The organism is Agrobacterium leguminum, from assembly GCF_015704895.1.
GTDB lineage: Bacteria > Pseudomonadota > Alphaproteobacteria > Rhizobiales > Rhizobiaceae > Agrobacterium > Agrobacterium leguminum.
The window spans coordinates 94,261-117,418 of the sequence record NZ_JADQWB010000011.1 but is presented as its reverse complement, the minus strand read 5'-3'; the positions used below and the strand labels follow the sequence as shown (position 1 = coordinate 117,418).

25 protein-coding genes are annotated in these 23,158 nt (G+C 61.4%); 13 read left to right on the top strand and 12 right to left on the bottom strand.

Going from position 1 to position 23,158, the window contains the following annotated elements; translation table 11 throughout:
• The first annotated feature begins 19 nt into the window (after positions 1 to 19).
• The 7 genes from I3J13_RS16900 (at position 20) to dxs (ending at position 6,322) form a co-directional block, all read left to right on the top strand.
• Positions 20 to 700, top strand: a complete 681-nt coding sequence (locus I3J13_RS16900) for an energy-coupling factor ABC transporter ATP-binding protein (protein WP_196379524.1) — start codon at positions 20 to 22, stop codon at positions 698 to 700.
• Positions 697 to 1,302, top strand: a complete 606-nt coding sequence (locus I3J13_RS16895) for an energy-coupling factor transporter transmembrane component T family protein (protein ID WP_196379523.1) — start codon at positions 697 to 699, stop codon at positions 1,300 to 1,302. The genes I3J13_RS16900 and I3J13_RS16895 overlap by 4 nt, the downstream gene beginning before the upstream one ends.
• A 31-nt stretch (positions 1,303 to 1,333) precedes the next feature.
• Positions 1,334 to 1,897 carry a biotin transporter BioY gene (locus I3J13_RS16890; protein ID WP_196379522.1) on the top strand — a complete coding sequence of 188 codons (564 nt, stop codon included), beginning with the start codon at positions 1,334 to 1,336 and terminating at the stop codon, positions 1,895 to 1,897.
• Positions 1,898 to 1,922: 25 nt separating this feature from the next.
• A complete protein-coding gene (locus I3J13_RS16885; protein ID WP_196379521.1) occupies positions 1,923 to 2,858 on the top strand; it encodes a histone deacetylase family protein in 936 nt (311 codons plus the stop codon).
• Between the two features lie 2 nt (positions 2,859 to 2,860).
• Positions 2,861 to 3,115 (top strand): exodeoxyribonuclease VII small subunit, encoded by a 255-nt coding sequence (locus I3J13_RS16880; RefSeq protein ID WP_003503059.1) that lies wholly within the window; start codon positions 2,861 to 2,863, stop codon positions 3,113 to 3,115.
• Positions 3,116 to 3,379: 264 nt separating this feature from the next.
• Positions 3,380 to 4,303, top strand: a complete 924-nt coding sequence (locus I3J13_RS16875) for a pirin family protein (RefSeq protein WP_065654322.1) — start codon at positions 3,380 to 3,382, stop codon at positions 4,301 to 4,303.
• Positions 4,304 to 4,402: 99 nt separating this feature from the next.
• Positions 4,403 to 6,322, top strand: a complete 1,920-nt coding sequence (gene dxs / locus I3J13_RS16870; protein WP_196379520.1) for a 1-deoxy-D-xylulose-5-phosphate synthase — start codon at positions 4,403 to 4,405, stop codon at positions 6,320 to 6,322.
• 42 nt (positions 6,323 to 6,364) lie between these two features.
• Here dxs and I3J13_RS16865 read toward each other — a convergent pair whose 3' ends face one another.
• Positions 6,365 to 6,727, bottom strand: coding sequence for a nuclear transport factor 2 family protein (locus I3J13_RS16865; protein ID WP_196379519.1), 363 nt, complete (start codon positions 6,725 to 6,727; stop codon positions 6,365 to 6,367).
• Positions 6,728 to 6,833: 106 nt separating this feature from the next.
• Between I3J13_RS16865 and I3J13_RS16860 the strand changes: the two genes are divergently transcribed.
• Entirely contained in the window at positions 6,834 to 7,628 is a 795-nt protein-coding gene (locus I3J13_RS16860) for a helix-turn-helix domain-containing protein (RefSeq protein WP_196379518.1), read from the top strand.
• Positions 7,629 to 7,633: 5 nt separating this feature from the next.
• Entirely contained in the window at positions 7,634 to 7,942 is a 309-nt protein-coding gene (locus I3J13_RS16855; RefSeq protein WP_196379517.1) for a putative quinol monooxygenase, read from the top strand.
• A 44-nt stretch (positions 7,943 to 7,986) separates the two neighbouring features.
• Here I3J13_RS16855 and I3J13_RS16850 read toward each other — a convergent pair whose 3' ends face one another.
• The 3 genes from I3J13_RS16850 to I3J13_RS16840 are packed head-to-tail and all read right to left on the bottom strand — an operon-like array spanning position 7,987 to position 9,273.
• Positions 7,987 to 8,358, bottom strand: coding sequence for a nuclear transport factor 2 family protein (locus I3J13_RS16850; protein WP_196379516.1), 372 nt, complete (start codon positions 8,356 to 8,358; stop codon positions 7,987 to 7,989).
• A gap of 39 nt (positions 8,359 to 8,397) precedes the next feature.
• A complete protein-coding gene (locus tag I3J13_RS16845) occupies positions 8,398 to 8,781 on the bottom strand; it encodes an ACT domain-containing protein (RefSeq protein WP_196379515.1) in 384 nt (127 codons plus the stop codon).
• Positions 8,782 to 8,820: 39 nt separating this feature from the next.
• A complete protein-coding gene (locus tag I3J13_RS16840) occupies positions 8,821 to 9,273 on the bottom strand; it encodes an Lrp/AsnC family transcriptional regulator (RefSeq protein ID WP_196379514.1) in 453 nt (150 codons plus the stop codon).
• Positions 9,274 to 9,392: 119 nt separating this feature from the next.
• Here I3J13_RS16840 and I3J13_RS16835 point away from each other — a divergent pair, with 119 nt between their 5' ends.
• On the top strand, positions 9,393 to 10,355 hold the full coding sequence (locus I3J13_RS16835; protein ID WP_196379513.1) for a nucleoside recognition domain-containing protein: 963 nt from the start codon (positions 9,393 to 9,395) through the stop codon (positions 10,353 to 10,355).
• Between the two features lie 183 nt (positions 10,356 to 10,538).
• Here the strand turns inward: I3J13_RS16835 and I3J13_RS16830 are convergent, their stop codons facing one another.
• Entirely contained in the window at positions 10,539 to 12,560 is a 2,022-nt protein-coding gene (locus tag I3J13_RS16830) for a methyl-accepting chemotaxis protein (RefSeq protein WP_059760803.1), read from the bottom strand.
• Positions 12,561 to 12,828: 268 nt separating this feature from the next.
• On the opposite strand from I3J13_RS16830, the gene I3J13_RS16825 reads away from it, so the two are divergent.
• Positions 12,829 to 13,581, top strand: coding sequence for a TlyA family RNA methyltransferase (locus I3J13_RS16825; protein ID WP_059760801.1), 753 nt, complete (start codon positions 12,829 to 12,831; stop codon positions 13,579 to 13,581).
• The gene (locus I3J13_RS16820; RefSeq protein ID WP_196379512.1) at positions 13,578 to 14,828 is read left to right on the top strand and encodes a class I SAM-dependent RNA methyltransferase; all 1,251 of its coding nucleotides are present in this window, start codon (positions 13,578 to 13,580) and stop codon (positions 14,826 to 14,828) included. The genes I3J13_RS16825 and I3J13_RS16820 overlap by 4 nt, the downstream gene beginning before the upstream one ends.
• On the opposite strand, the gene I3J13_RS16815 is transcribed toward I3J13_RS16820, so the two are convergent.
• The 3 genes from I3J13_RS16815 to I3J13_RS16805 form a co-directional block, all read right to left on the bottom strand.
• Positions 14,829 to 15,152, bottom strand: coding sequence for a hypothetical protein (locus I3J13_RS16815; RefSeq protein ID WP_196379511.1), 324 nt, complete (start codon positions 15,150 to 15,152; stop codon positions 14,829 to 14,831).
• A gap of 274 nt (positions 15,153 to 15,426) precedes the next feature.
• A complete protein-coding gene (locus I3J13_RS16810; RefSeq protein ID WP_196379510.1) occupies positions 15,427 to 16,185 on the bottom strand; it encodes a crotonase/enoyl-CoA hydratase family protein in 759 nt (252 codons plus the stop codon).
• A gap of 10 nt (positions 16,186 to 16,195) precedes the next feature.
• Complete coding sequence (locus I3J13_RS16805; RefSeq protein ID WP_196379509.1) at positions 16,196 to 17,980, bottom strand: acyl-CoA dehydrogenase family protein; 1,785 nt, start codon at positions 17,978 to 17,980, stop codon at positions 16,196 to 16,198.
• Positions 17,981 to 18,200: 220 nt separating this feature from the next.
• On the opposite strand from I3J13_RS16805, the gene I3J13_RS16800 reads away from it, so the two are divergent.
• Entirely contained in the window at positions 18,201 to 19,196 is a 996-nt protein-coding gene (locus I3J13_RS16800; protein ID WP_196379508.1) for a transporter, read from the top strand.
• Between the two features lie 55 nt (positions 19,197 to 19,251).
• On the opposite strand, the gene I3J13_RS16795 is transcribed toward I3J13_RS16800, so the two are convergent.
• The 4 genes from I3J13_RS16795 to I3J13_RS16780 form a co-directional block, all read right to left on the bottom strand.
• Positions 19,252 to 19,767, bottom strand: coding sequence for a BA14K family protein (locus I3J13_RS16795; protein ID WP_020808794.1), 516 nt, complete (start codon positions 19,765 to 19,767; stop codon positions 19,252 to 19,254).
• A gap of 223 nt (positions 19,768 to 19,990) precedes the next feature.
• Positions 19,991 to 20,455 (bottom strand): BA14K family protein, encoded by a 465-nt coding sequence (locus I3J13_RS16790; protein WP_020808793.1) that lies wholly within the window; start codon positions 20,453 to 20,455, stop codon positions 19,991 to 19,993.
• A gap of 186 nt (positions 20,456 to 20,641) precedes the next feature.
• A complete protein-coding gene (locus I3J13_RS16785) occupies positions 20,642 to 21,724 on the bottom strand; it encodes an FAD-binding oxidoreductase (RefSeq protein WP_196379507.1) in 1,083 nt (360 codons plus the stop codon).
• Between the two features lie 7 nt (positions 21,725 to 21,731).
• Positions 21,732 to 22,976: an aromatic ring-hydroxylating oxygenase subunit alpha gene (locus tag I3J13_RS16780; protein WP_031233390.1), complete on the bottom strand. Its 1,245-nt coding sequence runs from the start codon at positions 22,974 to 22,976 to the stop codon at positions 21,732 to 21,734.
• Between the last annotated feature and the right edge of the window lie 182 nt (positions 22,977 to 23,158).

The following is a 23,158-nucleotide window of genomic DNA, read 5'->3' as shown; positions in this document are numbered from 1 at the left end:
AGTACGCGAGGATGTAAGCTTGGAAATCCGTTTTACCGCCGCCGGCGTCGCTTTCGAGGGCCGGCAGGCCCTGCAGCCGCTGTCTGTGACATTGACGGAACGGCGTATCGGCGTGATCGGCCTCAATGGTTCCGGCAAAACCACCTTTGCCCGGCTGATCAACGGGCTGACCAAACCGAGCGAGGGCAAGGTTTCGGTAAACGGCCTCGACACCGTGAGCGACGCCAAGGCGGTCTTGCAGGCGGTCGGCTTCATCTTCCAGAATCCGCAGAACCAGATCATCCTGCCGATCGTGCGCGACGATGTCGCCTTCGGGCTGAAGCGGCTCAGCCTCGGCAGGGCGGAAACCGACGCCAGGGCCAAAGCCGTCCTTGCCCGGCTCGGCATCGCACATCTGGAAGACCGGCGCGCGCATGAGCTTTCCGGCGGCGAATTGCAGCTTGCGGCGCTGGCGGCGCTTCTGGTCACCGAACCGCAAATCCTTATTCTCGATGAGCCGACCAACCAGCTCGATCTCAAAAACCGCGCGATCGTGGAAAAGACCATGGCGGCGCTGTCGCAGGCGCTTGTTGTCATCACCCACGATTTGCCGCTGGTTGCGGGTTTCGACCGGGTGCTGGTTTTCCATGAAGGCGCACTGGTTGCCGACGCCGCCCCCGAAGAAGCGGTGGCGCGCTATCTGGAGGTGGCATCGCGATGAAATCGCTGCATGTCGAAGGCACTGGCTGGCTCTACCGCATCTCGCCGCGCCTCAAGCTGCTGACGCTCATGGGTTTCAGCATCGCATTGTTCCTCACCCGCGATCTGCTGGTTCTCGCATGCGCGACGGTTCTGGCCGCCCTTATTCTGGGCGCCACGCGGCTGCCCTTCAAGGAGATCGGCCTGCGGCTGCGGCCGGTGATGCTGACCATCTTCCTCGTCGCCGCCTTCAGCTATCTCCTGCTTCCGGCCCATGATGCCAGTGTCAATCTTTTGCGGCTGACGGCGCTGGCGCTGCTTGCCACCGCCGTCACCATCACCGTCAGCATTTCGCAATTCATGGACGAGATCGCGCTTGCCGCCGCCCCGCTGGAAAGGCTGGGGCTGGTGAAGGCCGCCGATATCGGGCTTTCGGTCGGGCTCGTCGTGCGTTTCGTGCCTGAAATCGTCAACCGTTACCATGCGGTGCGCGATGCGCACCGGGCGCGCGGCCTGCCCGTGCGGATGGCCACCATCATCGTGCCGCTCGTCATTATGACGTTGAAGGATGCCGATGCCATTGCCGACGCCATTGACGCGCGCGGTTTCAGAGGCCAAAGCTGACGGCCAGATAACCATCCGGAGTTTCCGAGCCATGACGACCCGCGACCTTGTGCTGATTTCGCTGTTTTCCGCCATCATCATCGCACTCGGGCTTCTGCCGCCGATCACGCTCGGCTTCATTCCGGTGCCGATCACCGCGCAGTCGCTCGGCGTCATGCTGGCCGGTGTCGTGCTGGGTGCGAAGCGCGGCACGCTGGCGGTTCTGCTGACGATCCTGATTGCCGCCATCGGCCTGCCGGTGCTTTCGGGCGGACGCGGCGGTCTTTCGATTTTCACCACGCCGACGACGGGTTTCCTGATCGGCTGGATCGCGGCGGTTTTCGTCACCGGCACGCTCTCGGAAAAACTCGTCAATCGCGGCCAGTCCGCTCTGGCGCAGGGCATCGGTTTCTTCGTCGCCAGCCTGATCGGCGGCGTGGTCGTGCTTTATGCTTTCGGCATCACCTATCTGGCGCTGGTCGTCGGGCTCGGTTTCGAAAAGGCCTTCATGGGTTCGCTCGCCTTCATTCCGGGCGATGCGCTGAAGGCCGTGCTCGCGGCCCTTGCCGGCCGTGCCGTGATGGCCGGTTATCCGCTTCTGCCGCAGCGCGCCTGAACGGACTTTCTTCGGGAGGAAAAGAATGGCGACGCGTTTATACGAACATCCGATCTTCCTGGAGCATATCACGCCATCCGGCCACCCCGAGCGGCCGGACCGCCTGCGGTCGCTGAACATCGCGCTCGAACACCCGAATTTCGAGCGGCTGGAACGCAAAGAAGCGCCGCAGGCGAATGAGGATGCCGTGCTGCTGGCGCATCCGGAGGAGCATCTGCTTGCCATCATGCGGCAGATCCCGCAAGAGGATGGCGAAATCAACCGCGTCGAGGCCGACACCTACGTCTCGCCGAAAAGTCTGCAGGCGGCGCTAACCGGCATAGGTGCTGCCATGGCGGCGGTGGATGACGTGTTTACCGGCGCTGCCGACAATGTCTTCGTCGCGGCCCGCCCGCCCGGCCATCATGCGGAAACCGCAAAGGCCATGGGCTTCTGTCTTTTCAACAATGTGGCCATTGCCGCCCGCCATGCGCAGAAGGCGCACGGCGCAGAGCGCGTCGCCATCATCGACTGGGACGTGCATCACGGTAACGGCACGCAGGATATCTTCTGGAACGACACCTCCGTGCTGTTCTGTTCCACCCACCAGATGCCGCTTTACCCGTGGAGCGGCGACAAAAACGAAACCGGCGTGAAGAACAATATCGTCAACGCCCCGCTTTCGCCCAACACCGGCAGCGAATATTTCCGCGAGGCCTTCAAATCGCGGGTTCTGCCGGCGATTGCCGATTTTTCACCCGATCTCATCCTCATCTCCGCCGGTTTCGACGCGCATCACCGCGATCCCTTGGCGCAGATCAATCTGGTGGGCGAGGATTTCGACTGGGCAACGGGCCGGCTTCTGGAAATGGCGGATAAATACACATCGAACCGGGTCGTCAGCCTGCTGGAAGGCGGTTATGATCTGGAAGGGCTGGCGGAATCGGCAGCCATGCATATTTTGAGAATGATGAAGGGTTGAACATGACGGAAAATGCCAACACAGCCGATGTCAGCGGTTATTCCTTCGAAAAAGCCGTCGCCGAGCTGGAAAGCATTGTCGCACGCCTGGAACGCGGAGATGTGGCGCTGGACGAATCCATCGCCATCTATGAGCGCGGCGAAGCCCTGAAAAAGCACTGCGAAACGCTGTTGAACGCTGCCGAAAAGCGAATCGAGAAGATTCGCCTCGATCGTGCTGGCAAGCCGCAGGGTGTGGAGCCGCTCGACGGGGAGTGATTTTCTCCCTCCTCATTCCTGTGCTTGTCACAGGAATCTAGCCAGACCAAGTCCTTGGGCTGAAAAGACTCTTATCGCCGCGCAGACGCGCGTCGGCTGGATTCCTGTGACAAGCACAGGAATGAGGGAGGCTGTAGGTCAAGCCGCGTTCAATTCTCTCCCGCGCATCCGGTGACAATGCACAAACACAGCGTTCGACATCCCGATACTCCCCCTCTCCTTCCGTTATGCTAAACTCCCGCCAGACGATACGAGGAGCTTGCGATGTCCTTTTTTCCCGGTAACGATCCCGTCGCGGGTGATGCTTTTGCCTGCGACGCCATCGAGAACCTCATTATTCCCCGCACGAGCGACATTGGCGGCTTTGCCGTGCGCCGCGCCCTGCCGACCCGGCAGCGGCGTCTCGTCGGCCCCTTCATCTTTTTCGACCGCATGGGCCCGGCGATCCTGAAGGCCGGTGAGGCGCTCGACGTCAAACCGCATCCCCATATCGGGCTTTCCACCGTCACCTATCTGTTCGACGGCGAAATCAAGCATCGCGACAGTCTCGGCACCGAGCTTGTCATCCGCCCCGGCGATATCAACCTGATGACGGCCGGGCGCGGCATCGTGCATTCGGAACGCACGCCGGAAAACCTGCGCGGCCACCCGCTGTCCATGTCCGGCCTGCAGACATGGCTTGCCCTGCCGGACCATATGGAAGAAATCGACCCTGCCTTTGCCCACACGGCCAGGGAAGACATGCCGCTGATCGATATCAAGGGCGCTACCGGCCGCGTGGTGATCGGCGAATTCGAAGGCCTCACCTCCCCCGTTTCGGCCTTTACCGATACGCTTTATGTCGACCTGACGCTGGAACCGGGGGTGAAATTTCCCTTCTCCGCCGATCATGAGGAACGGGCGATCTATATTCTGTCCGGTTCGCTGGATGTGGCGGGCGATATCTTCGCCGCCGACCAGTTGCTCGTCTTCCGGCCGGGTGACGACATCACGCTGCAGGCCGGCAGCAATGGCTGTCACATCATGATCTTCGGCGGGGCGGCGCTCAATCAGCGCCGCTACATCTGGTGGAACTTCGTTTCGTCATCAAAAGAACGCATAGAGCAGGCCAAACAGGAGTGGAGAACCGGACGCTTCGATATCGTTCCCGGCGACGAAGAAGAGTTTGTCCCTTTGCCGGAAGGTTGAAATTCTATAGAAGTGTACGACATGCAGGAATGGACCGTCGGCTTTCCCGATGAAAGACGCTCCGGCGCCCCCTGCTGACCACGAGAAAAGGCCGAACGATTGACCGGAATGCCCCAGACCCCACTGCTCGACCGGGTGAATTTCCCCTCCGATCTCAAGGAGATCGACGATCGCGACCTGCCGGAACTGGCACGGGAACTGCGCGACGAGATGATTGACGCCGTGTCGAAGACCGGTGGCCATCTGGGTGCCGGCCTTGGCGTGGTGGAATTGACGATTGCCATTCACAAGGTCTTCAACACGCCGGAAGACCGGCTGATCTTCGATGTCGGCCACCAATGTTATCCGCATAAAATCCTGACCGGCCGGCGCGACCGCATTCGCACGCTGCGGCAGGAAGGCGGGCTTTCCGGTTTCACGCGTCGTGCGGAAAGCGACTATGACGATTTCGGCGCCGGCCATTCCTCCACCTCCATTTCCGCCGGTCTCGGCATGGCCGTGGCGGCGGGTCTGGATCAGAGCGATCGTAAGGTGATCGCCGTGATCGGTGACGGCTCGATGTCGGCGGGCATGGCGTTCGAAGCGCTCAACAATGCCGGCGCGCTCGATGCGCGGCTGATCGTCATCCTCAATGACAACGACATGTCGATTGCGCCGCCGACGGGCGCAATGAGCGCCTATCTGGCGCGTCTTGCCTCCGGCCGCACCTATATGGGTTTCCGCGATTTCGGCAAGAAACTGACAGCCTATCTCGGCAAGACTATCGACCGCGCCATTACCCGCGCCGTGACCCATGCGCGCGGTTACGTGACCGGCGGTACGCTGTTCGAGGAGCTTGGCTTCTATCACATCGGCCCGATCGACGGTCATTCCTTCGATCACCTGCTGCCGGTGCTGCGCAATGTGCGCGACAACCAGAAAGGCCCCGTCCTCATCCATGTGGTGACGCAGAAGGGCAAGGGTTATGCGCCGGCGGAAGCCGCAGCCGACAAATATCACGGCGTCAACAAATTCGATGTCATCACCGGCGCGCAGGCGAAAGCCAAGCCGAATGCGCCGAGCTATACCAGCGTCTTTGCCGAAGCCCTGATCCAGGAAGCCACTCTCGACGACAAGATCATCGGCGTCACCGCCGCCATGCCGAACGGTACCGGCCTCGACAAGATGGCCGAGCTTTTCCCGACCCGCACCTTCGATGTCGGCATTGCCGAACAGCACGCCGTCACCTTTGCGGCCGGACTTGCAGCGGATGGTTACAAGCCGTTCTGCGCGCTTTACTCCACCTTCCTGCAACGCGGTTACGACCAGCTGGTGCATGATGTGGCGATCCAGAGCCTGCCGGTGCGTTTCCCCATCGACCGCGCCGGTTTCGTCGGCGCGGATGGGCCGACCCATGCCGGCTCCTTCGATACGACGTTCCTTGCCACCCTGCCCGGCATGGTGGTGATGGCGGCGGCCGACGAGGCCGAGCTGAAACATATGGTGCGCACGGCGGCGGCCTATAACGAAGGCCCGATTTCCTTCCGTTACCCGCGCGGTGAAGGCGTGGGCGTCGAGATGCCCGCACGCGGTGAGATTCTTCAGATCGGCAAGGGCCGCATCATCAAGGAGGGCACCAAGGTTGCGCTGCTCTCCTTCGGCACGCGGCTGGCGGAATGCCTGGCGGCGGCCGAAGACCTTGAAGCAGCCGGCCTTTCCACCACGGTTGCCGATGCGCGCTTCGCCAAGCCGCTCGATCTCGATCTCATCCGCCAGCTGGCCAGCCATCACGAGGTTCTGGTGACCATCGAAGAAGGCTCCGTCGGCGGTTTCGGCGCGCATGTGCTGCATTTCATGGCGAGCGCCGGCCTGCTTGACCATGGCCCCAAGGTCCGGACGCTGACGCTGCCCGACCAGTGGGTGGAACAGGCCAAGCCCGAGACCATGTATGCCAATGCCGGCCTTGACCGGGCCGGCATCGTTTCCACCGTGTTCAATGCGCTCGGCCAGCGTCAGGCCGGCGTCGGTTTCGCCGGCTGACACGATTGCCGGGACAGGAGGCGGGACGATCCCGCCTCTGCCTCAGGATGCAGCGCCGTCGAGAAAACCGACAACGTTTTCGATCCGTCCCTCGACATTCAGGCTGACGACATCGGTTCCGCCAGCGACATCGTCTCCGTCAGGCGAAATCAGACGCCATGAGAAACGGGTGAAATTGCCGTGGCCGTCCGGGGTGCCTGTGAGCACGAAACGATATCCCGGAAATTTCTGCCGCGCCGCCTCGATCATCGCGGCAATCCCCTGCTGCCCCTCGCCCTGCATCAGCGGATCGACGTAGCGCGTATTTTCTGCCCACGCCTGACCGACGAGATGCCTGCGGCGTTCATTGTCCTCTTCGTTCCAGGCTGCGAGATAGGTTTCGGCGATTGCGAGATGCTGCGTCATGATTGCGCTCCTTCTGGTTGACGGCCCAAACATGCCGGCGGTCGGGAAGCGGAACAATTACCTCAGAGGTAATCGCATTGCCGCTCTCTTCTGCTAGGCTGCGGGCATGACACATCATCGAGAACATGTCGGCCAGGTGCTGAAGGAATGGCGTGCGCGCCGCAGGTTGAGCCAGCTCGATCTGGCGATGGAGGCGGATATCTCCGCGCGCCATCTGAGTTTCGTGGAAAGCGGGCGATCATCCCCCAGCCGCGAGATGCTCGCGAAACTGGCCGAGCAGCTTTCCATGCCCGCCCGCGCCGCCAACCGGCTGATGCTGGCGGCCGGTTATGCGCCTGTTCATTCCGAACGGCCGATGGATGCGCCCGATATGGCGGCGGCCCGGCAGGCGGTCGAAACCGTGGTGCACGGGCATATGCCCTTTCCCGCCCTTGCCGTTGACCGGCACTGGAACGTCGTTCTCGCCAATGGGGCGATCACGTCGCTTCTGGCCGGCGTTTCCGAGGAGCTGCTTCGCCCGCCGCTCAACGCCTTGAGGCTGAGCCTGCATCCGCTGGGCCTGAGTTCGCGCATCGTCAATCTTGCCGAATGGCGTCATCACCTGCTGGAACGCCTGCGTCGTCAGGTCGAAGAGACGGGAGACGAGGTGCTTTCCCGGCTGCATGCGGAGCTTGCGGCCTATCCTGCGCCAAAGGTCCCGCCGCATGCGGCCGGGGCCGATCCGCTGGCTATACCGCTCCAGCTTCGCGATCCGTCATCGGGCGCAGTCCTGAGCTTCATTTCAACCACCACGGTTTTCGGAACGGCCACAGACGTCACGCTGTCCGAACTGGTGCTGGAATGTTTCTACCCCGCCGATGCGGCAACCCGCGAAGCACTGATGCAAGGCACCGAGGAGTAAGACCCGTGCACACCACCTATCTCATCGGCTTTCAGGTCCGCCCCGGCCAGCGCGAGCGCTTTCTCGAATTGCTGAATGCGCTGCTCGACGCCATGCGGCACGAAAAGACCTTCGTGAACGCAACCCTGCACCGGGATGGCGAAAACGAGAACCGCTTCCTGTTGCATGAGACCTGGAGCGACCATCAGGACGTCATCGACGTTCAGATTCACCGGCCCTATCGGCAGGCATGGCACGATGCCCTGCCCGAGCTTCTCGACGTCCCGCGCGATATTTCCGTCTGGCACCCCATGCGGGCGGATCACGCCGCATAGCGACATGGACGAAGGGAAAGTCGCGCACGCACCCTTTGCACGCGCTAGGATTTTCGCGACAATATCCGCGGCTCACCGATCTTGAACCAGGCCTTGGCGATCCTGCCGTTTTCAACTTCATAGATGCAGGCAACGTCGACCTCTCCCTTTCCTTCCGGAAAGTTGCGGGTGACCGTTTCATGGTCGATGACGACATTGCCAACGACAATGCGCGTCAGCAGTTTCCCATAGAGATCCGGTTCCTTGAAGCGCTGGATGTGGCGCTCCCGAATCTCTGCCGCGCTTCCCGCCAGAAGCGTCGCCGGGAAAGCGTAATACTGGCAATCATCCGCCCACCAGAGCATAAAGGCATCGATGTCACGGGCATTGTAGGCCTCAAGCTGCTTTTGTACCGGCAGTTCGATTTCACTATTCAAAATGCACCTCTTCAAAAAACGTCGTGGCGAAATGGATTTCTAAACGAGTGAATGTCCTGCATTTGCCAGCAGGTCGAGCGCTTTCTCCAGATCGTTCGACTTCACAAGCAGATGGTCGCCATCGAAAGTCGAAACCACGAATATTCCTATCCCATTGGTCGACAACGGCGCGATGACCGACAAAACGATACCGGTCTCATCAAAGGCAAACGGGCCTTGAAACTTGAAACACGACCAACCCGCATCGACCCGCACATCATGCGGTATGCGATCCGCCCGGCAGACGATGGAAAGCTCGTCATCGGTCCGGGTGATGCTGACAAATCCACCGCCATCGGCCCATGTCGGAACGGCTTCGGACGCATGAAGCCGGGCTATCCCATATGAACCGTCCAGAATTTGCAGCTTAACACGAGGCGCCATCTGAAAATTACCTTTCTGGAAAACCGCGAAGGGCTCCGGTTAAAGCCTGATGGCCGTTTCCTCTTTCGCCGTCTTGATGACGACCATGGTGACAAAGCGCGCGACATTGTGCTGGTCGCGGAAGAGCCTGTCGCACAGGGCGTCGAATTCTTCCATATCCCGCAGGCGCAACATCAGCACGACATCGGTTGCGCCGGTGACGGCATAGGCCTGCGACACGGCCTCTTCGGCGCTCGCAATATCCAGAAAGCGGCGCATATGCTGCTCGCCGTGCAATTTCAGCTCCACCGTCACCAGAGCCTTGATAACCCGCCCCGCCTTTGCGGGGTTGAGGATCGCCACGATGCGGTCGATCACGCCAGACTTGCGCAGCCGCTGCAGGCGGCGCAGGCAACTGGATGGAGACAGCCCGACTTCATCGGCCATATCCACATTGGTGCGCGACGCATCGTTCTGCAAAAGGTTCAGAAGTTTCCGGTCGATCCGATCCATGCCGGCAGCATATCGCCCGCCACTAGATTTGCAATAAAATTGCATGAAACTGCAATCTTTGACCGCAAATGCGAACGCGCCGGGATTAGTGAATGGGAACAACCTTCAGGGAGCCTCACATGTCACTTTTCCTGCCCGTCTGGCAAAAAACGCGGGAAACGCTTGCGATCTACTGGGTGCTTGTGCGGATCACGGTTCCGATTGCCATTCTGACCGAGCTGTTGTCGAGGATGGGCACGATCGAGGCGGTGGCGCCTGCCTTTGCGCCGGTCATGAACCTCATCGGGCTGCCGCCGGAACTTGGTCTTGCCTGGCTGACAGCAATGCTGGTCGGCATATGGGGTGCGGTGCCGCTCATCTTCACCCTTGTGCCCGCATCGTCGCTCACCGTTGCGGATATCACCGTTTTTTCGGCACTCATCCTGTTCGCCCATGGCCTGCCCATCGAACAGAAGATCATTGAAAAGGCGGGACCGGGCATGATCGTCACCACGGCGCTGCGCGTCGGCGGCGGATTGCTCTATGCCTTCATGTTGCATCACGTTCTGGAGGCGATGGGATGGCTGTCAGGCCCGGTAAACCCCGCCTGGATTGCGATGAGCGCCACGCCTGAATGGACCGCCTATTTCCTCGGCCTCGGGGAAACCATGGTCTGGATGCTCGTCATTCTGCTTGCTCTTTCCCTCTGCCTTGAAATCCTCAGGCTGACCGGCCTTCTGGCGCTGATGATGAAAGCGCTCTCGCCCCTGCTGCGTCTTGCGGGCATTCGCGGCGAGGCCGAATATCTCACCGCCATCGGATTGTTCCTCGGAATTTCCTACGGCGCCGGCTTCCTGATCCGCGAGGCGCAATCGGGGACGATATCACCACGTCAGGTGTTTCTGTCCTGCGTGTTCATGGGTTTTGCCCATAGCGTGATCGAGGACACGCTCGTGGTGATGTCGCTTGGCGCGGATGTCTATGGCATTCTCGCCGGGCGGCTTGTTTTCGCCATTGCCGCGACCGCCGGCATTGCCGCCCTGCTTCACCGCCTGTCGGACGAGCTGTTCTTTGCGCGGATGTTCCGGCTACAGGGCACATAGAACATTTCCAGGAAAAGTGGACCCCGGCTTTCCGTCCGGAAATGCGCCAAAACAAAGAGTTAGAGTGTTTGCGCGATTCGAAGAAAAGCAAAAAACTCTAAGTGGCGTTTCCCGTTTGAAATGACCGATGCAAAAAGGGGGCCTTTCGGCCCCCAATCCATAGGTTCAATCTGAAAGCCCGGTTCAGAACTCCGTCCAGTCCTGATCCTTGGCAGCCGGTGCTTCGGCAGCACCACCGAAGGCGCGGGCGAGGCTCTGGCCAAGCGCACGGGCCGGCGAGGCGACAGGCCTTGCGGTTGCGGAGGCCGATTTTACCGGAGCCTTGCGGGCCGGTGCGGCCGGCGCGGGCTGGAAGGCAGGCCTGGCGGAAGACTGGCGCGGCGCGGAATAGCCGCCGGCGCTGGCAACGGCAGCGCGTGCGCCATCCATTCTGAACTGGCCGAGCAGGCTGTTCAGCGCTTCCGCTTCGCGGGCCAGCGAATGGCTGGCGGCGGTCTGCTGTTCCACCATGGCGGCATTCTGCTGCGTGCCCTGATCCATGGTGTTTACGGCTGTATTGATCTCCTGCAGGCCGGTCGCCTGTTCGCGGGCAGCGACAACGATGGCGCTGACATGGGCATTGATCTCTTCGACTTCCGCCACGATGAGTTCCAGAGCCTTGCCGGTCTCGTCGACCAGATTGACGCCGTTTTCCACCTGCTGGCTGGAAGCGCCGATCAGCGTCTTGATTTCCTTGGCGGCATTGGCGGAACGCTGGGCGAGTTCGCGGACTTCCTGCGCAACCACCGCAAAGCCCTTGCCTGCATCACCGGCGCGGGCGGCTTCGACGCCAGCGTTCAAGGCCAGCAGGTTGGTCTGGAAGGCAATATCGTCGATGACACCGATGATGTTGCCGATTTCGCCCGAAGACTTCTCGATTTCACGCATGGCGGCAACAGCCTTGCGGACCACGACGCCGGACTTTTCCGCACCGGCGCGAGCGCGCTGGACCAGATTGCCGGCATCTTCCGCGCCGCGGGCGCTATCGCGCACCGTGGTGGTGACTTCTTCCAGCGCTGCGGCGGTTTCCTCGATGGAGGCCGCCTGCTGTTCGGTGCGGCGCGACAGGTCGTCGGCGGCGGAGAGCATTTCCGAAGCACCGGCATTGATCGCGGCTGCGTTCTCACCGACGGTGCGCAGCGCCTGCTGGAGTTTTTCGACGGCGCTGTTGAAATTCACGCGAACCGGATCGATGGCAGGCGCAAAAGGCGTCTCGATGCGATAGGAAAGATCGCCATCCGCGAGAGCAGCAAGGCCCTTGCCAAGCTCGGCGCTGGCAAAAGCGCTGGCGGCCTCGTCCTTGGCCTTTTCTTCCTCGTTGCGGCGGCGTTCAGCCTCCGTCGCGGAGCGCATGCGATCGGTCTCGCCGGCAAGGCGGGATTTTTCCAGCCCGGCTTCCTTGAAGACCAGAACGGCCTTCGCCATCTTGCCGACTTCGTCGCCACGATCCGTGGCGGGAACTTCCGTCGTCAGATCGCCATCGGCGAGCCTGCTCATCGCCGCCGTCATGCCAACGATGGGCGTGACGATGGAGCGCGACAACGCCCAGATGAGGGCAACGGCCAGAAGACCGGCGACAGCGCCGCCACCCAGAAGCGCATATTTCAGGTTCAGTGCGGCTGCCTGCTGTTCTGCCGCGTAAGCGGCGGACAGGCCGTTCAACTGCTCCTTGATCTTGGCGGCGGAGGCGCGGAAGCCATCGAGCTGGCCCTTGGCCTGATTGCGGCCGATTTCGATGATTTCGGAAATCGGCGCTTCGGTCGTCTTGCGTGCGGCGATCTGCGGTTCCGCCAGTTCCTTGAAGAACACGGTGGCGGATTTCTGCATGTCGTCGATGGATGTCAGAATGTCCGGCCGGCCGACGGCCAGCGCGCGGGCCTCATCGAGCTTCTTCAGCATCAGGTCGCGCTGGGCGAATACATCGTTATAGGTGCTGTCGCTGCGAAACAGCAGGAAGCCACGCTGATTGACGGCCTGTTCCAGCATGGCTGCCGTCGCGCCATCCACGGCCTGGATGATATCCTTGGTACGGTTGTTTTCGATCGTGACACGCTCGCTCCCCAGCGTCTGCCAGAATACGACCGCGGAAGCGAGCAGGCACACGCTCATCAAGGCACAGAAGGTGGCTATGAGCTTCAGATTGATGGGGAGGTTTTTAAGCGACATCGCAAACTCTCTCGGCGACCCGATGCCTCGAAGCAAGCGTCTGCGCTGCAACGGCCGCAATTTTGTGGATGGGAGGAGATGCCGTCATGGCAGGTTCCGGTGGCCGCACGGGCCTTGTGCACAAAGTGCAATACAAGCCTTTATATTGGATTAATCGAACATTCTGACTTTGCGGTGCAACATCAATGGGCGACAGCGGGCATCGTCGGTCCCTTTCAGCGATAAATCGCTTGCATCGGCGGGGTTTGGCGGTCATTGACACGGGACCATGTCCAAAACATCTGAAAATGAACGGCTTGACCAGCTTCTCGTGTCGCTCGGCCACTTCGCCAGCCGCTCGCGTGCGCGCGACGCGGTTGCACGCGGCACCGTGAGCGTCAACGGTAAAATCGTCACCAAACCGAGCCAGACCGTCGCCGGCGATGCCGAAATCGCCATCAGCGATCCGGCGCAGGCCTATGTTTCGCGCGCAGCGCTGAAGCTCGTGGCCGCGCTCGATCATTTCCGGCTCGACCCGTCGGGCCATGACTGTCTCGATGTCGGCGCTTCGACCGGCGGCTTCACCGAGGTACTGCTGGAGCGCGGCGCAAAACACGTCACCGCCATCGATGTCGGCCACGGGCAGATGCATGCCAGAATCGAGAACGATCTGCGCGTGACCAATCTGGAAGGGCTGAATGCGCGCTTCCTGACGGCGGAAGATATCGATGACCGGCCCATCGGCTTCATCGTCTCCGACGTGTCCTTTATTTCGCTGAAGCTTGCGCTTGCGCCGGCACTCGAGCTTGCGGAAACCGGCGCTCTCGCGGTTCTGCTGGTGAAGCCGCAATTCGAGGCGGGGCGTGACGCCATCAGCAAGGCCGGACTGTTGAAAGAACCGGAAACGGCGCCTGCCGTGGCCGCCGAACTGGAACGCTGGCTGACCGAGGACATGGGCTGGAAAAGCCTCGGCCTCATTCCCTCGCCGATTTCCGGCGGCGACGGCAACATCGAATTTCTTCTCGGAGGCGAAAAGCCATGAGCACACAGACCGTCACCATCAAGAGCCTCGGCGCGCAGGGCGACGGCATCGCGCACTGTCCCGACGGCCCGGTCTATGTGCCCTTCGCGCTGCCCGGCGAAACGGTCGCGATTGCGAAGGTGAAAGATCACGGCACCGTCATGTCGATAACGGAGGCCTCGGCGGAGCGCCGTGAACCGGCCTGCCGCCATTTCGGCCCCGATGGCAAGAACGGCACCTGCGGCGGCTGTTCGCTGCAGCATCTTTCCGATCAACCTTACCATGCCTACAAGCGGGAGCTGGTGGTTTCGGCACTGAAATCAAAGGGCCTGACGCCGCCGGTGGACGATCTCGTCATCTGTCGCCCCGGCGAGCGCCGCCGCGCGGTGTTTGCCGCCCGCAAGACGGAAAAGGGTCTGCTGCTCGGTTTCAGCCAGGCGAACAGCCATCACATCGTCGCTATCGAGGAATGTCCCGTCACCTCGCCCGGCATCGTCTCGCGGCTGGATGCCATTCGCGCCATCGGGCTTTCCATGGTGGCGAATGCCGAACCGTTCCGCATCACCGTTCTCGAAACGCTCTCGGGTCTCGATATTTCGGTTGAGGGCATCAAGTCGGTCAGTGACAAGCAGCGGCGCACACTCACGGAAACGGTGCTTGCCATGCGCGGCATTGCCCGTGTTTCGCTCTCAGGTGAAATTCTGATCGAACCGCAAAAGCCGATCATCGAATTCGGCGGCGTTGCGGTTTCCCCGCCGGCCGGCAGCTTCACGCAGGCGACGAAGCAGGCGGAAGACGCCATGGCCGAGCTGGTGCTTGCCCATATCGGCAAATCGAAGCGCATTGCCGATCTCTTCTGCGGTTCCGGCACCTTCGCGCTGAGGCTCGCACGCATCGGCAAGGTGCATGCGGTGGAAGCAGAAGACAAGCCGCTGAAGGCGCTGGATTTTGCCGCCCGCAACACGCAGGGCCTCAAACCGGTGAGCGTCGAGAAACGCGATCTCTTCCGCCGACCGCTGATGACAAGCGAACTGAAGAATTACGATGCAGTCGTGTTCGATCCGCCGCGCGCCGGTGCGGAATTCCAGTGCAAGGAACTGGCCCGCAGCACAGTGAAGAAGATCGTTGCGGTGAGCTGCAACCCACTGACGCTTGCGCGCGATCTTACCATTCTCACGGAAGGCGGCTATCGCATCACCCGCGTCACGCCGGTCGACCAGTTCCTGTGGTCGCCGCATGTGGAAGCGGTGGCGACGCTGGAGAAATAGTCACCAGGCCGTATCGACCGTGCCGTTACCGACCACACCCGAGCAGCGGCAGGCGCCGCCCACACGACCCCGCTCGATGGGGCAGACATAGGGCCGACGGCGATTGGCGCTCTCCGGCGGGGTGATGACGCAGACGAAACGGGCGCGGCCCTGGCGGTCGCGATTGCGGCCGGAATAATAATCCGAGCCATCGTCTTCGGTAATGACAGATTGCGCCAGAATGACATTGCCGGCGGAAGCCGCCGGAGGGCGCGTTATCGCCGCCGCTTCGGTGACAGTGGCGGCGCAGAGGAAGACGGACAGGGCGAACACGACGTGACGCATGCGGGTGGCTTTCGGGCGTAGAGCTTGTACGATCCGGTCTTGGTCGGACCGATTTGATCGACCATACATAATCCGCCTTCGCAAGCACAGTGGCTTCAAACTTCCGACGATGCCGCCGGCTTCTTCTCCCCGCCGGGGAGAAGGTGGCCCGAAGGGTCGGATGAGGGGGCTACGTTGCCGAATATCTTTACCCTCGCCCCCTCATCCCGCTGCCGCGGACTTCTCCCCGGCGGGGAGAAGAAACAAGCGGCGGGCTTCCCGATTCCCGCGGCACTCAGCGACGCATGAATGCCTCGAAGGCGGCGCGCGCTTCGGCGCTTTGCAGTTGCGCGATGAAATGACGGCCTTCCTCTTCGATGCGGGCGAGAAGATCGTTCGGATTGCCGCGAACCAGATCGCGGGCGATCTTCAGCGCCTGCTGCGGTTTGGCCGCAAGCCGGGTGGCAAGCGCCAGCGTCTCGCTCTCCACATGTTCAGGGGCGACGACTTTCCAGATCATTCCGGCCTGCAATGCCTGATCGGCGGAAAAACCCTCGCCCATGGCAAGCAGCGCAAAGGCGCGCTGGTGTCCCATGAGCTTCGGCACGAGCAGGCTGGAAGCCGCTTCCGGCACCAGAGCGAGATCCACGAATGGGGTCTTGAACAGGCTGCGGCTGGAGGCGACCGTTAAGTCACAATGCAGGTTCAGCGTCGTGCCGATGCCGATGGCGAGCCCGTCGACGCCGGATACCATGGGCTTTTCGAAAGCGACGAGCGCTTTCAGAAGCTCGAGCGCGGCAAGCTTACCCTTTCCGCCCGACATGGCGAAGGCCAGAAAATCGGCCATGTCGTTACCGGCGGAGAAGCAGCCTTCCGTGCCGAGAAAGGCAACGACGCGAATTTCCGGGTCCGCATTGGCGGCATGCAGGGCGTCTGCCATGCGTAGATACATGGCATCGGTGATGGCGTTTTTCTTGTCCGGCCGATTGAAGCGGATGGTCAAGACTTCCGGCGCATGGCCGACGCGCTCGACGAGAATGTGATCGTCCGACATCTGAGCCTCCTCAAGCCAATACGGTGCGGGCGGCGGCAAGGCTTGCCGCACCTGATATAACGCGGTCCTTCAGCGCCGCCGTTTCCGCCAGCAGATTTTCCGCTGCGAAACGGCAAAGGGCTGCGCGATGCCCGCTCTTGCCATCATCGACGGCAGCCAATGCGCCCTTGGCGAGATAGGCGCCGGTGAGCGCCAGGCCGAAGAGGCGCTGATAGGGCGTCGCGCCGGCGAGCGCGGTTTCGGTTTCGCCTGCCTTGATGCGGTCCAGCAGCCAGTCGGTCGCTGTCTCCAGATCGGCGAGGCTGGCTTCGAGATAACGGCCGGTCTCGCCGAGATCGTCGCGGTTCGAAGCTGATGTGCGGGCGGCGATCTCGCGCAGTTCGGCGACGAAACCGCGCACCTGCGCGCCCTCGGAGAGCGGCAGCTTGCGCAGCACCAGATCGATGGCCTGAATGCCGTTGGTGCCTTCATAGATCGGCGCGATGCGGGCATCGCGCAGATAACGCGCAGCACCGGTTTCCTCGATAAAGCCCATGCCGCCATGCACCTGAATGCCCATGGAGGCGACATCGACGCCGGCATCGGTGGAGAAGGATTTGGCGATGGGTGTCAAAAGGGCAGCGCGCTCCTGCCAGTGAGCGCGCTGCCGGGCGTCTTCAGTCGCATGCGCCATATCGATGGCATGCGCGCAGCTAAAGGAAATCGCCCGCGACCCTTGAGTGAGCGCCTTCATCGTCAGAAGCGTTCTGGCGATATCCGGATGTTCGATGATCGGGCTCATGCCGGAACCCTGCCAGCCGGGCGCCTTGCCTTGCGTGCGCTCCCTGGCATATTCGATGGCCTTCTGGGTGGCGGCCTCGCAAATCGCCACGCCCTGCATGCCAACGGCAAGGCGGGCGTTGTTCATCATGGTGAACATGCAGGCGAGCCCCTTGTTCTCCTCGCCGACCAGCCAGCCGAGAGCGCCCTTCCCTTCGCCGAATTTGCCGTCGCCGAAGATCATCGTGCAGGTGGGCGAGCCGTGAATGCCGAGCTTGTGTTCCAGCGAATGGCAGAACAGATCGTTGCGGCTGCCCGGCGCACCGTTGTCATCGGGCAGGAATTTCGGCACCAGGAACAGCGAGATACCACGCGTGCCGGCCGGTGCATCCGGCAGGCGGGCGAGAACGAGGTGGATGATATTGTCCGCCGCGTCGTGTTCGCCCCAGGTGATGAAAATCTTCTGCCCGAAGATGCGGTAGGTGCCATCACCATTGCGCTCCGCCCGGGTCTTCAGGACGCCGAGATCCGAACCCGCATGCGGCTCGGTGAGGTTCATGGTGCCGGTCCATTCGCCGGAGACGAGTTTCGGCAGATAGGTGCGCTTGAGGTCATCGCTGCCGTGGGCGACAAGGGCTTCCACCGCGCCCATGGTCAGCGTCGGGGCCAGCGCAAAGGCCATGGAGCCGGAATTCCACATTTCGAGTGCGGCGACATTCAGCATATGCGGCAGGTTCTGGCCGCCGAATTCTTCCGGCGCCGTCAGGCTGTTCCAGCCCGCTTCCGCCCAGCGGCGGTAAAGATCGGCCCAGCCATCCGGTGTCGTCACCTTGCCGTCGGCAAGCTTTGCGCCCTGGCGGTCGCCGATCTCGGCGAGCGGCGCGACCTCTGCGGTGGCGAAACGGCCGGCTTCGTGCAGAATGGCATCGACCAGATCTTCCCCAAGGTCTCCCAGCGCACCCGTCGACAGCGCGTCTTCAAGACCCGCTACATGTTTGAGTGTAAAGGCGATATCGTCCACCGGCGCGCTATACATGCTGCCTCCTCCTGAAGCTCTGGCATCTTGCTACTGCCTTCGGGCTAAATGATTTTTACGTAAACGTCAATTTGAAAATTCCCGTCATTTCGGCGGGATTGTTATAAAACTGTCATATGAATTTGCTCAGCATGCGCTGAAAGGCGCCTCGCCGCCGCCGCTCCCACACCGGAACGACGGACGCCTCCCTCCTCCCATCCAGCCGGTCAGGACTGCCACGATGGATCTCGTAACGCCCGTTATTCCCGGCCTTGTCTGGGCCTATCAATTTCATCCCGGTACGGCCCCGTGCCGGCGGCTCGCGCCCGATGCCGGCTTTCACGAAATGGCAGAGTGCGAAGGGTTCTTCTGGCTGCACCTCAACCTCGCCGATCAGCGTGTGGCGGGTTTTCTCGAGACCATAGAGGGTCTCGATCCGGCGGCGCGGGCAAGCCTCACCACCCATGAGACGCATCCCTCCATCGTGGTCGATGAAAAATCGCTTTACGGCACGCTTGTCGATTTCCAGCGGGAATTCGACAAGGAGACACGTGACTTCGGCTGGCTGCATTTTGCGGTGAGCGACCGTTTCATCATCACGACCCGCCTGCAGCCGCTGCATTCGGTGGACCGGCTGAAGGCGGCGGTCGACAAGAATTCCAACCGCTACCTCACGCCATCACATGTGTTCGAGGGGCTGGTGGCGGAGTTCCAGCGCTCGCTCATCAATCTGGTGATGGAGACCACGGAAGAGCTGAACGCCATCGAGGATATGGTCTATGACAGCGAGAACCGTGACGAGCGGCGGCGTCTTGCCCCGCTGCGCCGCACCGTGGTTCGCCTGCACCGGCATCTGCGCACCGTGCTGACCCTGATGCGGCGGGCTTCGGCCGCCGATGATGACGAGATGCCGAATGGTTTCGAGGATGTCGCCTCACGCCTGATGGCCCGTCTGGAGGCTGTCGACCACGACGTCTACGCCCTGCAGGAGCGGGCAAGGCTGCTGCATGAAGAAATCGATTCCAAACTCTCGTCGGAAACCAACCGGCACCTTTATATTCTGTCGCTGATGACGGCATTCCTGCTGCCGCCCTCGCTGGTCACCGGTTTCTTCGGCATGAATACGGATGAGCTGCCGTTTACCGTCGGCACGGGCGGCACGCTGTCGGCCAGCATCTTCATCATGATTTCGGTTGCGCTCGCCTGGTTCGTGCTGAAGCGCGCGCGGATCTTGTGACAGCAAAAAGCCGCCCGGTGGCGACCGGACGGCTCTCTCGATTGAAGCGACTCTATCAGCCGTAGGGCGAATAGCAGGGCTGGCGCGGGCCGTGATACGGCTGGAACGTGTTGCTATAGGCATCGTAGGAACGATAGCGACCATAGCACCAGTTCACATGCGCGCGGCTCATGCCGCCACGATAGACCGGGCGATATTCGCGATAGACCGGGCGCGGACGATATTCCGGTACCGGGCGGTAGACTTCACGCGGCTGCGAGAGTGCGCCGCCGATGATCGCACCCGTCGCAAAGGCTGCGAGCGGGAACCAGTAACCGTCATGGTGACGATAGCCCGGACGGTAATCGCGATAACCACGGTGGCCGCGATACCAGCCGCGACGATCGCCCCAGCCGTCGCGATCACGCCAATATTGCACGTTCACGATATTCTTGCTGGCATCGTTGCCTGCGGTCTCAACGCTCTTCGGCGCGATCGGCAAAGGCATTGCTGCTTCCGCCGGAACAATCGCTCCCGCAACCACAATCGCAGAAAGACCGACAGCCAGGATATTCTTCATATAGCTTCTCATCTGACTTCCTCCATTCACGACGGTCAACAGGCCGTTCTCCGTGAATAATAACACTTTTTTATTCTCATTCGGCCAGTTTTTCGGTCTGGCTGGAACATTGCAGGTTGCAGGCTAGGCGTTTTCGCCTGAACCCAGCATTAACGATCCCATCACGCTTCGTTTACCCGATCCGGCAGCGGCAAAACAAAAGCCCGGATCAAAATCCGGGCTTTCGAAAGTCCTGTCAGCGGCTGTAAGGCGATACGCATATGCGGCGCGGACCGCTGCTCGGCTGATAGCTGTTGTCGTAAGCGCGGTAGGACCGCCAGCGGTTCTGGCACCAGGAAACATGACTGCCGCCATAGGTCGGACGCGGCTGCTGCATGGCGCCGCCGATGATCGCACCGGCCGCAAAGGCAGCGAGCGGGAACCAGTAACCATTGTGATAACGGTAACCCGGACGACGATCGCGATAGCCGCGGTGACCGTTATAATAGCCGTCACGCGGCGGGCGCGGGCGATACATGCGGTCGCCATGCCTGCGGTCGTATCGGCGATCCCATTCACGGTACTGCACCGGCACGACATTGTCGGTCGAAACCGCCGGCTTGGGCATCGGCACAGGGGCCTGGAACGCCTGCGACGGCGTAAAGCTGGTGAGGAACACGATCATCGCCGTGGCGACACTCGTTGTCCGGAAATTCATCATGATCTTCCTCCGTTTGCTTCAGCGCGTTGGACCCGCGCCTTTTTACCCACTCGCTCTTGTCGGAGATATGGGACAGCCCCGTTTCATGCCCGAAAAGAATTCGATGACGTGCAAACGAGTTTAGAGAAATTTGGTTCCAAGACAACCATCCGGGGAAAGACGTATGAAATGAAACGCCTGCTCGTGTCAGGCTTCCACCTTTACATCGGTCAACGGGCGTGAGCAGCAGGCGAGAATATAGCCTTCCTCGATTTCCTCATCGAGAATGCCGCCATTGTGGTTCATCTCCACCTCACCGGAAAGCTTCAGCACCCGGCAGGTGCCGCAAATCCCCGATTCGCACGCCGCCCCGATACGGACCCCGGCGGCGCGCGCCGTCATCAGAACCGTCTGGCCTGGCTGGCAGGGCATTTCTTTACCGGAAAGGGTGAAACCCACCATAGACAGCGCTTCGCCATCCGCACCGGTAAGCACGGCTTCACCAACAGTGACCGGCGCGGCCGGCGCGAAGCTTTCCTGATGATAGCGGCTCATGTCGAAGCCGGAGGCATCGAGCATCGAGCGGACGGCGGCCATGAACGGCTCCGGCCCGCAGCAGAAGACGGTGCGCTCCATGAAATCATGCGCGAGCAGCGCGATCTTGGCCTTGTCGATCATGCCCTTCAGGCCGGACCACAGATCTGTGCGGCCGCATTTCTCGACAATGAAGCCGAGAGACAGGTTCGGCATGAACCGGGCGAGATATTCCAGCTCGTGACGGAAGACGATATCGCCGGGGGTACGTGAACAATTGATGAAGGCAATATCGCTCTGCGGGGCGCGGTCGCTCATGTCGCGCACCATCGACATCATCGGCGTAACGCCGGAGCCTGCCGAGATGAACAGATATTTGTCGCCGGGATGCTTGACGTAGGAAAAGTCGCCGAGCGGCCCGAGCGCCCGGATTTTCATACCGGGCTTCAGATTGTCGAACATCCAGCGCGTGCCGATGCTGTTGGCCTGCGCCTTGACCGTGACCGACAGCGCATAGGGCCGCGACGGGCTGGAGGACAATGTGTAAGTGCGGTAAAGCGGCTCCTTGCCCACCGGCAATTCCAGCGTGACGAACTGCCCCGGCAGATAACGGAACCAGTTCTGATCCTCCGAGCGGAACAGGAACGTCATCACATCGGGCGTCTCGGGCGTCACCGAGATGCACTCCAGAAGCTGGAGCTTGTCGCTCCATGGCTTCATCTCGTCAATATGCTTATAGGTTACAACCATATTCATCTTCGCATCACGCTACAGCCGAAAGCCGGGCCTTATCGCCGGAGAGCCGGTCGACCATGAAATCGGAGTACCAGTTGACGAACTGCATCACGCCGCCCTCGTCCTCCATGGAATAGGGGCCGGGCTCGTAGGCCGGGGAACGAATGCCGAAGGCATTTTCCTCGACGATGCGGCGGTCCTGATCGTTGGTCTCGTTCCAGACATGGGTGAGGTCCTCTAGATCGTAATCCACGCCCTCGACAGCATCCTTGTGCACCAGCCATTTGGTGGTGACCATGGTTTCCGTGGCGCTGAGCGGCAGCACCCGGAAGGAAATGGTGTGGTCGCCGAGGAAGTGGTTCCAGGTCGTCGGGTAATGGAACAGGAGCAGCGCGCCGATATGGCTGATGCTGACATCGTCTGACAGCGGCCGGCGCACGGCGCGCTTGCCGGACATGGTGTAGCTTTCCGCCTCGCCGATCAGCGGCATGCGGGCGACGCGGAACTGGCCCTTGGGGTCGATCTTGAAACGGCTCGGCAGGCCGGCGGCCTCGCAGCGCGCCCAGTGGCCGCCGATCTCGGGATCGCTCGCACCGCCGTCCGTTCCCGTCACGCTCGGGTTTTCGGGATAGGTGCGGCAGAGTTCCGGGTGGTTGGCGGCGCAATGGTAGCACTCGCGGTTATTTTCCCAGACGAGCTTCCAGTTGCCCTTTTCGATGATCGTGCTCTCATGCGCGACCTTCGCTTCCCAGATGCGGTGCGGCGCCATGTAGCTCTCGACTTCCCTGCGCATGGGCTCGAAATCGGCCGGCTGATCGGCAAGGCAAATGAAGACGTAACCGGCGACGGTTTCGCAGGCGACCGGCTTCAGGCCGAAATCGCCCTTGTCGAACTCTTCTCCCATGTGACGTGCAAAAAGCAGCTTGCCGTCGAGATCGTAGGTCCACTGGTGATAGGGACAGACGAGGCGGGCCGACTGGCCCTTCTGCGTGGTGCAAACGCGGGAGCCGCGATGGCGGCAGGAATTGTGGAAGGCGCGGATCTGCCCGTCGCGACCGCGAACGATGACCACGGAATAGGCCCCGACCTGCACGGTGAAATAGCTGCCGGATTTAGACACTTCGCAATCATGGCCGACAAACAGCCAGTCGCGATACCAGATGGTTTCCATATCCAGCTTGAAATAATCCGGGTCCGTGTAGAAGGGCTGTTCCAGGCTGAAGCCTTCGCGGCGGTTTTTCAGCTGGCGCAATACGGTATCACGCAATTCCATGGCCAAATCCTCGATCAAACCGCCCTGCCCGACACCATTTGCGGGGTTGCGGAAGCATGTACTCATCTAAACACCGGCGCTCATTTGCGGCAGCACAAACAGCGACATTACCTTCCGCATTGGCGACAAATTGCGACATGCGCAATTCGCCCTCTCAGCCCATTCCGCTGGGAAATCCGACA